The organism is Streptomyces purpureus (genome assembly GCF_014648195.1).
Lineage (GTDB): Bacteria > Actinomycetota > Actinomycetes > Streptomycetales > Streptomycetaceae > Streptomyces > Streptomyces purpureus.
This window is the reverse complement of sequence record NZ_BMQQ01000008.1, coordinates 1-11,796: the sequence shown is the minus strand read 5'-3', so window position 1 is coordinate 11,796 and position 11,796 is coordinate 1. Positions and strand designations below refer to the sequence as shown.

At 70.6% G+C, this 11,796-nt stretch carries 13 protein-coding genes; 3 read left to right on the top strand and 10 right to left on the bottom strand.

Annotated elements, in window-relative coordinates; translation table 11 throughout:
- Both IEZ01_RS34860 and IEZ01_RS12465 read right to left on the bottom strand, forming a co-directional pair.
- Positions 1 to 299, bottom strand: a 299-nt coding sequence (locus tag IEZ01_RS34860; protein ID WP_308427167.1) for a winged-helix domain-containing protein, incomplete at its 3' end; no start/stop codon positions are given.
- A gap of 270 nt (positions 300 to 569) precedes the next feature.
- Positions 570 to 845, bottom strand: coding sequence for a glutaredoxin family protein (locus IEZ01_RS12465; RefSeq protein ID WP_373287603.1), 276 nt, complete (start codon positions 843 to 845; stop codon positions 570 to 572).
- Positions 846 to 1,004: 159 nt separating this feature from the next.
- Between IEZ01_RS12465 and IEZ01_RS12460 the strand changes: the two genes are divergently transcribed.
- The 3 genes from IEZ01_RS12460 (at position 1,005) to IEZ01_RS12450 (ending at position 4,563) form a co-directional block, all read left to right on the top strand.
- On the top strand, positions 1,005 to 1,937 hold the full coding sequence (locus IEZ01_RS12460) for an HAD family hydrolase (protein ID WP_189201678.1): 933 nt from the start codon (positions 1,005 to 1,007) through the stop codon (positions 1,935 to 1,937).
- A 424-nt stretch (positions 1,938 to 2,361) separates the two neighbouring features.
- Positions 2,362 to 3,141: an ECF subfamily RNA polymerase sigma factor, BldN family gene (locus IEZ01_RS12455; RefSeq protein ID WP_019888496.1), complete on the top strand. Its 780-nt coding sequence runs from the start codon at positions 2,362 to 2,364 to the stop codon at positions 3,139 to 3,141.
- A 216-nt stretch (positions 3,142 to 3,357) separates the two neighbouring features.
- Entirely contained in the window at positions 3,358 to 4,563 is a 1,206-nt protein-coding gene (locus IEZ01_RS12450) for a DUF5667 domain-containing protein (RefSeq protein WP_019888495.1), read from the top strand.
- A gap of 53 nt (positions 4,564 to 4,616) precedes the next feature.
- On the opposite strand, the gene IEZ01_RS12445 is transcribed toward IEZ01_RS12450, so the two are convergent.
- The 8 genes from IEZ01_RS12445 to IEZ01_RS12410 all read right to left on the bottom strand — a co-directional run bounded on the left by IEZ01_RS12445 (position 4,617) and on the right by IEZ01_RS12410 (position 11,649).
- Positions 4,617 to 5,663 carry a lysophospholipid acyltransferase family protein gene (locus tag IEZ01_RS12445; RefSeq protein ID WP_019888493.1) on the bottom strand — a complete coding sequence of 349 codons (1,047 nt, stop codon included), beginning with the start codon at positions 5,661 to 5,663 and terminating at the stop codon, positions 4,617 to 4,619.
- Between the two features lie 14 nt (positions 5,664 to 5,677).
- The gene (locus IEZ01_RS12440) at positions 5,678 to 6,784 is read right to left on the bottom strand and encodes an NAD-dependent epimerase/dehydratase family protein (protein WP_229832906.1); all 1,107 of its coding nucleotides are present in this window, start codon (positions 6,782 to 6,784) and stop codon (positions 5,678 to 5,680) included.
- A 222-nt stretch (positions 6,785 to 7,006) separates the two neighbouring features.
- Positions 7,007 to 7,105 carry a 30S ribosomal protein bS22 gene (locus IEZ01_RS12435; protein WP_003948845.1) on the bottom strand — a complete coding sequence of 33 codons (99 nt, stop codon included), beginning with the start codon at positions 7,103 to 7,105 and terminating at the stop codon, positions 7,007 to 7,009.
- Between the two features lie 144 nt (positions 7,106 to 7,249).
- Positions 7,250 to 7,459, bottom strand: a complete 210-nt coding sequence (locus tag IEZ01_RS12430) for a helix-turn-helix domain-containing protein (protein WP_040875176.1) — start codon at positions 7,457 to 7,459, stop codon at positions 7,250 to 7,252.
- A 128-nt stretch (positions 7,460 to 7,587) separates the two neighbouring features.
- Positions 7,588 to 8,403, bottom strand: a complete 816-nt coding sequence (locus tag IEZ01_RS12425; protein ID WP_019888490.1) for a phosphatase — start codon at positions 8,401 to 8,403, stop codon at positions 7,588 to 7,590.
- Between the two features lie 173 nt (positions 8,404 to 8,576).
- Complete coding sequence (locus tag IEZ01_RS12420) at positions 8,577 to 9,752, bottom strand: acetoin utilization protein AcuC (protein WP_028797823.1); 1,176 nt, start codon at positions 9,750 to 9,752, stop codon at positions 8,577 to 8,579.
- Entirely contained in the window at positions 9,721 to 10,932 is a 1,212-nt protein-coding gene (locus tag IEZ01_RS12415) for an MFS transporter (RefSeq protein WP_189201846.1), read from the bottom strand. Before IEZ01_RS12415 ends, IEZ01_RS12420 begins: the two co-directional genes overlap by 32 nt.
- Positions 10,933 to 10,995: 63 nt before the next feature.
- Positions 10,996 to 11,649, bottom strand: coding sequence for an HAD family hydrolase (locus tag IEZ01_RS12410; RefSeq protein WP_019888487.1), 654 nt, complete (start codon positions 11,647 to 11,649; stop codon positions 10,996 to 10,998).
- Positions 11,650 to 11,796 lie beyond the last annotated feature (147 nt).

Below are 11,796 nucleotides of genomic sequence, written 5' to 3'. Positions count from 1 at the left end.
CCGACGATGACGACGGGCCAGTCCTGGGTGAGGCCGAGCTCGCGGGAGATCTGGTAGACGAGGTACTCGACGTCGTAGCCGACGCCGCGGGTCCCGTAGGAGCCGAGGTAGCTGAAGTCTTTGCGGAGCTTGGCGGAGTTGACCCCCGCGGCGGCCGCGAGCTCTTCGGAGGAGACCGTGGGTACGGAGCGCTCCGAGAGCGCGGTCAGTGCGCGCAGATACAGCGGAAGCCGGGCGACGGTAGCCTCAGGGATTCCTCGGCTACGGGTCGCCGGTCGGTGAGTTCGGCCAGTTGCCACGGTGCTCCTGCGGGATGAGCGAGGCTGGCGGCCATGCGTCCCAGGACCGCCCCGTCGAATGCAGGCTATGTCTTTGTGAACGCGTGCACAAAGATGGTGTCCGGTTTGTCCGGGCAAAGTGACCGGGGTCACGCGTTCGGTTCGCGCCAACAGGGAACCAAGGACCGCGTCAGCCCGTTGAAGACCCGAAGGGGGCAAAGCCGTACACACTCCTCACGGATACGCCCCCGAATCCCAGCAAAACGTCCATGATGGTAACCGCCTTTCGGGTCACGCCCCCAGTTCACGCCTGAGCCGGGCCGGATCCACCCGCCAGAAGGTGTGCTGCTCGCCGTCGACCAGGACGACCGGAATCTGCTCCCAGTAGGCCCGGTACAGCTCCTCGTCCTGGGTGATGTCCTTCTCCTCCCAGACCGCTCCGGTCTCGGCGCACACCTCCTCGATCACGGCTCGCGCGTCGTCACACAGATGGCAGCCGGGCTTCCCGATCAGCGTCACCGTCCGCGGCCCGGCGGAGCCGCCGGTCGCCGCTGTCTTCTTCTTCATGCGCCACACCATGCCGACCATTCTGCGCCCACGGCCGACGGGCTCCTTTATCTCCAGCTTGCTCCGGATAAGCCGGTTTAACAGCGTGGTCGCGGAGAGTTCACGCGAGGGCATCCCCAGCGGTCAGGAAGGACCGAACAGACTGGCTATGCTCACGCTATGGCCGCACTGGGATGGCTCACCCCCCGTAGGCGCTCCGCCACTGCGCGCAGCGTGCTGGCAGGCGAGGCCGCCGCCGAGGCGGCGCGCAAGACGTCGCAGGAGCTCCAGGACCTCCAGGAGACCGCCGCCCCGCCGGAGCCGGCCTTTCCCGTCGTCGGCGACGTCCACGCGGCCGCCTTCTTCGACCTGGACAACACCGTCATGCAGGGCGCCGCGCTCTTCCACTTCGGCCGCGGCCTCTACAAGCGGAAGTTCTTCCAGCGCCGCGAGCTGGCCCGGTTCGCCTGGCAGCAGGCGTGGTTCCGGCTGGCCGGCGTCGAGGACCCCGAGCACATGCAGGACGCCCGCGACAGCGCCCTGTCCATCGTCAAGGGGCACCGCGTCTCCGAGCTGATGTCGATCGGCGAGGAGATCTACGACGAGTACATGGCCGACCGCATCTGGCCCGGCACCCGCGCCCTCGCCCAGGCGCACCTCGACGCGGGCCAGAAGGTCTGGCTGGTCACGGCCGCCCCGGTGGAGACGGCGACGATCATCGCCCGGCGGCTGGGCCTGACCGGCGCGCTGGGCACGGTCGCCGAGTCCGTCGACGGTGTCTACACCGGCAAGCTGGTCGGCGAGCCGCTGCACGGCCCCGCCAAGGCCGAGGCGGTCCGCGCGCTGGCCGCGGCCGAGGGCCTGGACCTGGCCCGCTGCGCCGCCTACAGCGACTCGCACAACGACATCCCCATGCTGTCGCTGGTCGGGCACCCGTACGCGATCAACCCCGACACCAAGCTGCGCAAGTACGCCCGGGCCCGCGAATGGCGGCTGCGCGACTACCGCACCGGCCGCAAGGCGGCCAAGGTCGGCATCCCGGCGGCCGCGGGCGTCGGCGCGCTCGCCGGCGGCACGGCGGCCGCGGTCGCCCTGCACCGCCGCCGTCGCTGACCGGCCGCCCTCACCGGCCCACCCATCACCCGTCCGGCGTACCCCGCCGCGCCCCTCGGCACCCCGGGGCGCGGCGGGGTCACCCGTACGTGGTCGAACACCGCCGCACGCGACTGCGGACAGCCATTCCCCTCGTCCTACCCAGGCGTGGCGCGCGTCAGTCGCGCCTCTACCACTCGGGCACAACAGATCAGCCGGGTATGCAGATCGCGAAGTAATCCGATCAATAACCGATCACCAAGTGCGACTTGATACGTCGTCAAGAGGTAACAGAAGCGACGGAATCGATGATTTGAGCAACTGGGTGTAGCGCTGCCTGTACGAAGCGTTATTCTCCTCAGACGCATGCCGGAACCCACACGTCGCCACGACGGGTGAACGGTCCCGTACTGCACGTGATGGAAGCTCTGCCTCTGGGAGTCCCGTGTACCCACACGTCGGGGTTGACGCCTCGGGCCTGGCTACGCTGCGCGCAACGGTCCTCGACCACCTGCGCGGCTTCGTCCCCACCGCGTACGCCGTCCCCGCCTTCGCCGCGCCTGTACCGGCCGGTCCCTGCTATGCCCTCGCCGACGGCGGTGCCGCGGTCGGCAGACGCGGGGGCCGGGGCGGGTCCGGCACCTCGACCGCCGCCCGCCGCCCCACCGCGGACAGTGACAGCGCGCGCATGATGGACCTCGTCGAGCGCGCCCAGGCGGGCGAGGCCGAGGCCTTCGGCCGGCTGTACGACCAGTACAGCGACACCGTCTACCGCTACATCTACTACCGCGTGGGCGGAAAGGCGACGGCGGAGGACCTCACCAGCGAGACCTTCCTGCGCGCCCTGCGCCGCATCTCCACCTTCACCTGGCAGGGCCGCGACTTCGGCGCCTGGCTGGTCACGATCGCCCGCAACCTGGTCGCCGACCACTTCAAGTCGAGCCGCTTCCGGCTGGAGGTCACCACCGGCGAGATGCTCGACGCCAACGAGGTCGAGCGCAGCCCGGAGGACTCCGTCCTGGAGTCCCTCTCCAACGCCGCCCTCCTGGAGGCGGTCCGCCGCCTCAACCCCCAGCAGCAGGAGTGCGTCACCCTCCGCTTCCTGCAGGGCCTCTCGGTCGCCGAGACCGCCCGCGTGATGGGAAAGAACGAGGGCGCCATCAAGACCCTCCAATACCGGGCCGTGCGCACCCTGGCACGGCTCCTCCCCGACGACGCCCGCTGACCCCCAACTCACCGTCAGTGACTCCCCGATGACGCACTGGTCCGATCATCTTTCGCGCGTAACCCAAGTGCCGCGCCGCTCGTTGTGCGGGATGCAGGCTCCCTGTGGTCACGTCTTGTCCACTGCCACTCACTCGATCGCGTGGATGTGCTCAAGACATGCAACCTTCCGGACCCCCCGGGGAGTCGACCGTGACGACGAGAGGAGGTGCCGCCAGTGATCGCGAACGTATCGGCGCACCGGCGGGCGAACGCCTTCGCCCAGTCCCTGGAGGATCGGACGCCCCAGGGCACGGCGGCCGAGCAGACCGACGCGGCGGCCCAACAGGCCGAGCCGACGCGGCTGTTGGCCCTGGCGACCGGCCTCGGCGAACTGCCGAAGCCGGAAATGGACCCCGAGGTCAAGGTGGTGCAGCGAGCCCAGCTCGTGGCCGCCATGGAAGCGATGCTCGCGGAAGGGGGTGCGTCCGCGGGACCTACGGTGCCGGAGCAGCGGACCGCCGGCGCTCGGGGTGCCCACCGGGCCTCCCCGCTGCGGAAGTTGCGCCCCCGCTCCCGCTGGTCGAAGGGGCTCGCGGCCGGCGGCCTCACCGTCGGTGTGGCCGCGGGCGCCTTCAGCGGAGTGGCCGCTGCCAGTTCCGACGCCCTTCCCGGTGACTCCCTCTACCCGCTGAAGCGGGGCATGGAGGACATCAAGCTGGGAATGGCGGACGACGACGCGGACCGCGGCGGGATTTATCTCAACCAGGCGTCCACCCGGCTCAGCGAGGCCCGCAGGCTCATGGAGCGGGACCGCTCCGGTTCCCTCGACCACGAACACCTGGGCGAGATCCGGCGCGCGCTCAACGGAATGCAGCACGACGCCTCCGAGGGCCACCGGCTGCTCCGCCAGGCGTATCAGCGCGACGGGGCCCTCGGCCCGATCGCCACGCTGAACTCTTTCGCCGAGGCGCACCGCACGACCTGGGCAGGGCTGCGCGACCGGCTGCCGGTGCAGCTGGCCGACGTCGGCAACAAGGTGACGTCGGTCTTCGACGCCATAGACCAAGAGGTCGACCCGCTGCGGTCCCAGCTTCCGGTCCTCCCGGAGAAGACCGCCGGCGGTGGTACGGGCAGCCCCGGCGCCACCCAGGACACGTCCGGCAGCCGTACGGGACGACAGTCCCCGTCCGCTCCGGCCGGCCCGTCCGCCGAAGGGACCCAGCCCGGCCCCTCCGGCTCGGGGTCCGGTTCGAGCGGCCCGGCGGACGACGGACTGCTCGGCGGCGACACGGGCGGCCTGCTCGACCAGCCCGCCCCGGGCACGCCGGCGGTCCCCACAGATCAGGAGCCGCTGCCCCCGGCGCCGGACGTCACGATCCCGCCGGTACTGCCCGGGCTCATCGGCGGCCTCGGCATCGACGGCGAGGACGTCAAGGACTGACGCGAAGTGGGGTGCCCTCCCGCCCGGGAGAGCACCCCACTTCGTCAGGCCTGTCAGAAGAAGACCGACCGCCGCTGCACCAGCAGCTTGTAGAGCGTGTGCTGGATCTGTTCGCGGACCTGGTCCGTCAGGTTGAACATCAGCATCGGGTCCTCCGCCGCCTCCGGCGGATAGCCGTCCGTCGGGATCGGCTCGCCGAACTGGATCGTCCACTTCGTCGGCAGCGGCACCGCCCCCAGCGGCCCCAGCCACGGGAAGGTCGGCGTCAGCGGGAAGTACGGGACACCGAGCAGCCGCGCCAGTGTCTTGGCGTTGCCGAGCATCGGGTAGATCTCCTCCGCGCCGACGATCGAACACGGCACGATCGGCACCCCGGCCCGCAGCGCCGTCGAGACGAAACCGCCGCGCCCGAAGCGCTGGAGCTTGTAGCGCTCGCTGAACGGCTTTCCGATGCCCTTGAAGCCCTCAGGCATCACCCCGACGACCTCACCGCGCGTCAGCAGCCGCTCCGCGTCCTCCGCGCACGCCAGCGTGTGCCCGGCCTTGCGCGCCAGCTCGTTGACCACCGGCAGCATGAAGACCAGATCCGCCGCGAGCAGCCGCAGATGACGGCCCGCCGGATGGTTGTCGTGGACGGCGACCTGCATCATCAGCCCGTCCAGCGGCAGCGTCCCCGAGTGGTTGGCCACCACCAGCGCCCCGCCCTTGGACGGGATGTTCTCGATCCCCTTCACCTCGACCCGGAAGTACGTGTCGTACAGGGGCCGCAGCAGTGACATCAGGACCTGGTCGGTGAGCTCCTTGTCGTAGCCGAACTCGTCGACCTCGTAGTCGCCCGTGACACGCCGCCGCAGGAACGCCAGGCCCCCGGCGAGCCGCTTCTCCCAGCCGCTGCCCACAGCGGGCCCCTGGGCCCCCGTGGCGGGCTGCGACGCGTCCTGGAGGGCCGGCTCGGCGCTCTGCTGGCCCGGCAGCGGGCTCACCGGCGCGACGGGATCGCCCTTGCGCCTGCCGCCCGCCCCGGGCCGTCGGCGCGAGGAACGCGGCGCACCCGCGCGCGACCTGTCGTCGTCGAACGGAATGACCTTGGCGTCCGCCATCGTGCCCGCGCTCCTTATTCGGCGCTCTGTGTGCTCTGGGTGGTGTGGGTTCCCCGCCCGGCGACGGTCGGACGGGAGGCGGCCGTACGGCGGGTGACCAGCGGCGAGGCCGCGATCCGGTCGACCGTGGCCGCCAGGGCCTCCGGCGGCAGCAGGCCCGGCCCGCGGCTGCGCGCGAAGTCCGCGAAGGTCTCCGCGGTCGTGTACGAGGGGGTGAAGCCGAGGGTCTCGCGCATCTGCACCGTGCTGACCACGCGGCCGTGGGTGAGGAGACGGATCTGCTCGGGCGAGAAGTCCGTCATCCCGACCGTCCGCAGCGCCGAACCGACCCAGGTGACCGCCGGCAGCAGAAGCGGCACGGTCGGCCGCCCCAGCCGCCGCGAGCACTGCGAGAGCAGCAGCACACCGTCACCGGCGATGTTGAAGGTGCCGCTGTTGAGCGTGGCGCGGCGCGGCTCGTGCGCGGCGAGCCGCAGGACGTCGATGACGTCGTCCTCGTGGACGAACTGGAGCCGAGGGTCGTAGCCGAACACTGTCGGCATGACCGGCAGTGAGAAGTAGTCGGCGAGCGGGGAGTCCGCGCACGGCCCGAGGATGTTCGCGAAGCGCAGCACGCACACCGCGACGTCCGGCCGGCGCCGGGCGAAGCCCCGGACGTACCCCTCGACCTCGACGGCGTCCTTGGCGAACCCGCCGCTCGGCAGCGACTTGGGCGGGGTGGTCTCGGTGAAGACGGCCGGGTCGCGGGGCGCGGAGCCGTAGACGCTCGTGCTGGACTTCACCACCAGCCGCTTGATGCCCGGACACTTCTGGCAGGCACCGAGCAGCTGCATGGTGCCGATGACGTTGGTCTCCTTGACCACGGCGCGGCCGCCGGCGCCGAGCGGGGTGCCGGTGACGTCCATGTGGACGACGGTGTCGACGTCGTACTGGGCGAGGACCTTGGCGATGGTGGGCTGGCGGATGTCCGCGCGGACGAAATCGGCGCCGCCGAGATGGTGCTCGGGCGTCACGGCGTCCACGCCGATGACCCGGTCGACCTCCGGATCCCGAATGATGCGCCGTACGAACCGGCCGCCGAGCGTACGGGCCACTCCGGTGACGAGCACGACTTTGCCCAAGATCAGCGCCTTCCCTTCGGTCCCGTAAGGGTCACCGTAGCGGGTGGATGTTGCGCTGACATGACTGCGCGGCCCTCTTGGCGGGAGTTTGCGCCCCTTGGCCGCCATGGGCCCTAGGCCGGGGGCGGGATCTCCGACGACGGGTCAGGGGTTCCGGAAATGCGCCACGGGCCCCCCACCGGATGGTGGGAGGCCCGTGAATGCCACACGTGCAGCTGTCGCCTACTTCTTGTTGCGACGCTGAACGCGGGTGCGCTTGAGCAGCTTGCGGTGCTTCTTCTTGGCCATCCGCTTACGCCGCTTCTTGATAACAGAGCCCACGACTACCCTCGCTCACTTCTCGGAACACCCCCGCATCAGCGGGGATCTCGGTGCGGGGCGTCTGGGCCCACACGACCTACGTCGGCCTAGCCTACCGGGCCGAGCGCCGAGCTTGTAATCCGAGGGGGAGAAGGGGCTCGCCGGCTATGCGGTCTCCACCCCCACAAAGGACTCTCGGAGGTACTCGTGCACCGCTTGCTCCGGGACCCGGAAGGACCTGCCCACCCTGATCGCCGGCAGATGACCACTGTGCACCAATCGGTACACGGTCATCTTCGACACGCGCATCACCGAGGCGACTTCCGCCACGGTCAGGAACTTGACCTCGTTAAGAGGCCTCTCGCCAGCAGCCATGACCCACCTGTACCTTCCGCACACGACGCCCACCGGCTTCCCCTCCGGTGACTCTTCGTCGCTGTGCGCTCACGCTCCAGACTAGGGGCGGGTGGTACGAGTGGGGAAGAGGAGCAGCCATCGGCCGTTTACTGTGACAGACACGCTCGATTGAGTACATAGCGAGTAAGCGGTCGGTAGTAATCAGACCGCACAGCGTCATCAAGCGGAACGGCGACGGACACCCGCCCCTCCGCCTCCCCGACGAACAGCGCCGGATCGTCCGTATCGGCGACGCCGATGGCCTCAATACCCAGCTGACCTGCCCCGCAGACCCAGCCATGGTCCCCGACGACCAGCTCCGGCAGCGGCCAGCCGCCGTCCAGGACACCCTCCAGCGCAGTCCTAACCGGCAGCGGTGAGTGGGTGTGCGCCCCGGTCTCGCGCCGGGCGCTCGGAGGGCCGGGTTCCCGGACGAGTGCGACTCCCCGTACGTAGTCGAGGTTGTACGTGCGTAGGCCGAACCGGGTCGTTATGTCGACACATCTCCCCTGCGCGGGTGTGAGAACAAGACATCCTGCCGCCGACAAAGCGTCTGCAAGATCGGCGTAGAAACCGAGCAGCCGGTGTGGGTGCCCGGTCCCGAACAGCACCGGTCCACGCCGCGCGGCCACCTCGGCCAGCCGGTCCGCGAACGCGTCGAGCCCGCTCAACGTCCGCTCGGGGTCGATGACATCCGGCCCGGAGACGTGCCCCGGGTCGTCCGAGACCCCGCACTTGTCGGCCATCAGGGCCATCACGTCCCGCTCGCCCCACCCCCACTCGGGGTCGAGCCCGAGCGTCACCCGCGGATCGCGTGCGGCGAAGAGCCGGTAGCTCCGCAGGCTCTCCTCCCGCGAGGTGGCGACGGTCCCGGCCAGCCTGGCCGCCAGCAAGTGCGCGCGCAGCGCCCCGGTGCTCAACACCCTCCGATGCTGCCGCAGCAGGGAGGGTGGTGGGCCGGAACCCGCGCCGGACCGCACAGTTGGCGTAATGCCACCGGCCCGGCCGCTCCGGGCCTCCCGGCGGCCTTGCACGGCCCTCCCCGGCGGGGCCCCGCCTCGCCGCACGTGGCCCCACCGGGTTGTGCGCGACAGGCTTACGGCAGGAGCCCGCGCAGCGGGAACGCCGCCCGGCGGGTCGCCAGAACCGCCTGGTCCAGGCGGTCGGCCGGATCGTAGCCCGCCTCCCACTCCCGCCAGGTCACCGGCCACCTCCCGTCCGTCATCCGCCGCGGCGCCGGCTGCCGCGTCCGCGCGTACACCTCGTCCCGCCAGGACTCCGGGATCATGGACGCCGGCTCCACCTGCCGGTGCCCCGCGATCCCCACCAGATGCGTCCACGACCGCGGTACGACGTCCACCACCGCGTACCCGCCCCCGCCCAGCGCAACCCACCGCCCGTCGGCGTACTCGTGGGCGAGCGAGTGGCAGGCCAGCTGCACCGCGCGCTGCGCGTCCAGCGACACCGCCAGATGCGCCAGCGGGTCCTCGAAGTGGGTGTCGGCGCCGTGCTGGGTCACCAGCACCTGGGGCCGGAAGTCGGCGAGCAGCTCGGGGACGACGGCGTGGAAGGCCCGCAGCCAGCCCGCGTCGCCGGTCCCGGCCGGCAGCGCCACGTTCACCGCGCCGCCCTCGGCCGCCCCGGCCGCCCCGGTCTCCTCCGGCCAGCCCGTCTGCGGGAACAGCGTCCTCGGGTGCTCGTGCAGCGAGACCGTGAGGACCCTGGGGTCCTCCCAGAACGCCGCCTGCACCCCGTCGCCGTGGTGGACGTCCACGTCCACGTACGCGACCCGCTCCGCCCCCAGCTCCAGGAGCCGCGCGATCGCGATCGCCGCGTCGTTGTAGATGCAGAACCCCGACGCCGACCCGGGCATGGCGTGGTGCAGCCCGCCCGCGAAGTTCACCGCGTGCTGGGTCTCGCCGCGCCAGACGGCCTCCGCGGCCCCGACCGACTGCCCGGCGATCAGCGCGGACACCTCGTGCATCCCCGCGAACGCCGGATCGTCGACCGTCCCCAGCCCGTACTCCTGCTGAGCCGCCGCCGGGTCCGCCGAGGCGGCCTTCACGGCGTCGACGTAGTCCTCACGGTGCACGAGCCGGAGCGTGGAGTCCCCGGCCGGCTTGGCCGCCACTACCTCGACGGCCCGATTGAGCTCGTAGGCTCGTACGAGCCCCATGGTCAGCGCGAGCCTGACCGGGTCCATGGGGTGGCTGGAACCGAAGTCGTACCCCGTGACAGCTTCATCCCACATCAACAGTGCGCGGCCGCTCATGCCCGCCACCGTATCGGGCCGACCGAAAGCCGAACGACGTGGCGTACACCACGGTCACCAGCACCAATACCATCGGTACGAGCATCGCCCCGCGGTAGCTCCAGGCGTCCCCGAGCGCCCCGACGAGCGGCGACCCGATCAGGAAGCCGACGTAGTTGAAGACGTTCAGCCGCGCCACGGCCGCGTCACTGGCGTCCGGAAAGAGCCGTCCGGCCGCCGCGAAGGTCTGCGGCACGAGCACACTGAGCCCCAGACCCAGCAGGGTGAACCCGGCCATCCCCACCCAGGCACCCGGCGCAAGGGCCACGACCGCGAACCCCACCGCCGCCAGCGCGGACCCGCCGCGCACGACGGCCGCGGCACCCAGCCGCCGTACGCCGAAGTCCCCGACGGCCCGCCCGAGCAGCGTGGTCACCATGTACGCGTTGTAGGGGACGGTCGCCAGCTCCTCCGAGCTGCCGAGCACGTCCTGCAGATACTTCGCGCTCCAGTTGGCGACGGTGGAGTCCCCTATGTACGCGAAGGTCATGACGAGACAGAGCGGCAGCAGCAGCTTGAACGACACCGCGGCCGGGCCTTGAGGATTCTGCCCGTGCTGCTTGTGCGTGGCGGGCGGAAGTGAGCCGTCCACGTACCAGCGGCTCGCCGCCAGCACGGCGGGGACGAGGACGGCGACGACGGGCAGATAGGACACGAACAGCGCCAGATCCCAGTGCGCCCCGGCCCACGCGAGGGACGCCCCGGCGATCCCGCCCAAGCTGTAGGCGGCGTGGAAGCCGAGCATGATGCTGCGCCCGTACGACCGTTGGAGGCTCACCCCCAGCATGTTCATGGCGGCGTCCAGGGCACCGACGGCCAGACCGAAGAGGCCGAGCGCCACGGCGACCTGCCAGATCTCGGTGCCGGCCCCGACGCCGAGCAGCGCGAGCAGCACCAGCGGCTGAGCCCACCGTAGGACCGCACTGGGCGCGATCCGCCGCACGACCTTCCCGGTGAGTACGCTCGCCACGCCGGCCAGGATCGGCACGGCGGCGAGGAAGACGGGCAGCAGCGCATCGGATATCCCGTACCGGTCCTGAATGGCGGGGATACGCGTCACGAGCAGCGCGAAGGTCACCCCTTGCACGAAGAAGCTGCCCGCCAGGGCGCCTCGCCCCCGCCGCAGCCGCGCGTCTGTCATGCCCACCGTCATGGCGGCACAGCGTAAGCCGCTCCTCTACCCATGGGTAGGCGGATCACACGGTCAATCGCGTGCGGCGAGCAGGTCGAGGAGATCCGCCATCTCGGTGAAGTGGCCGCGTACGCCGGGGAGTCGGTCGACCGGGGTCATCGCCGTGAAGCCGTACACATCCATTCCGGCGGCGATCGCGGCCTGCACTCCCAGCCGGCTGTCCTCGACGACGACACACCGTTCGGGGGCCACGCCCATACGGGCGGCCGCGTGCAGGAAGAGATCCGGCGCGGGCTTTCCCCGTCCGACGTCCTCGGCGCTGAAGATGTTCTCGTCCCGGAACCACCGGTCGAGCCCGGTCTTTCGGTGCCCCACCCGGATCCGCTCGTGGCTGCCGGAGGACGCCACGCAGTACGGCACCGCGTCGGCCAGGAGCTTGTCGAGTACGTCGGTCACGCCTGGCACGGTCTCCAGCTCACGCTCGAACGCGGCGAAGGTGCGGGCGTGCAGGATGGAGTCGAAGTCGGCCGGCAGCCGCTGCCCGGTCCGCTCCCCGATCAGATCGTGCACCCGGTGCACCGCGGCGCCCATGTAGTCACGGAGGGAATCCTCGTACGTGGTGGGGTGCCCGAGCTCGGTCAGATACCCGGCGAGGATGGCATTGGCGAGCGGCTCACTGTCGACGAGGACACCGTCGTTGTCGAAGATGACCAGTTCATAGCGCATTCGGCCACCCTAGAGCCGGATTTTGGATATGGGTGGTGAAATTGGTGATGAAATTGGTGGTGAACGCAGAAAAGCCCCGCACCATAAGGTGCGGGGCTTTCCCACAATGATTGTTCGGCGGCGTCCTACTCTCCCACAGGGTCCCCC

Excerpts from the sequence above, each read along its gene's own strand:
- IEZ01_RS12465 (WP_373287603.1), bottom strand. The coding sequence starts at position 845 with ATGAAGAAGAAGACAGCGGCGACCGGCGGCTCCGCCGGGCCGCGGACG.
- IEZ01_RS12460 (WP_189201678.1), top strand. The coding sequence starts at position 1,005 with ATGGCCGCACTGGGATGGCTCACCCCCCGTAGGCGCTCCGCCACTGCG.
- IEZ01_RS12445 (WP_019888493.1), bottom strand. The coding sequence starts at position 5,663 with ATGGCGGACGCCAAGGTCATTCCGTTCGACGACGACAGGTCGCGCGCG.
- IEZ01_RS12430 (WP_040875176.1), bottom strand. The coding sequence starts at position 7,459 with ATGGCTGCTGGCGAGAGGCCTCTTAACGAGGTCAAGTTCCTGACCGTG.
- IEZ01_RS12420 (WP_028797823.1), bottom strand. The coding sequence starts at position 9,752 with ATGAGCGGCCGCGCACTGTTGATGTGGGATGAAGCTGTCACGGGGTAC.
- IEZ01_RS12415 (WP_189201846.1), bottom strand. The coding sequence starts at position 10,932 with ATGACAGACGCGCGGCTGCGGCGGGGGCGAGGCGCCCTGGCGGGCAGC.
- IEZ01_RS12410 (WP_019888487.1), bottom strand. The coding sequence starts at position 11,649 with ATGCGCTATGAACTGGTCATCTTCGACAACGACGGTGTCCTCGTCGAC.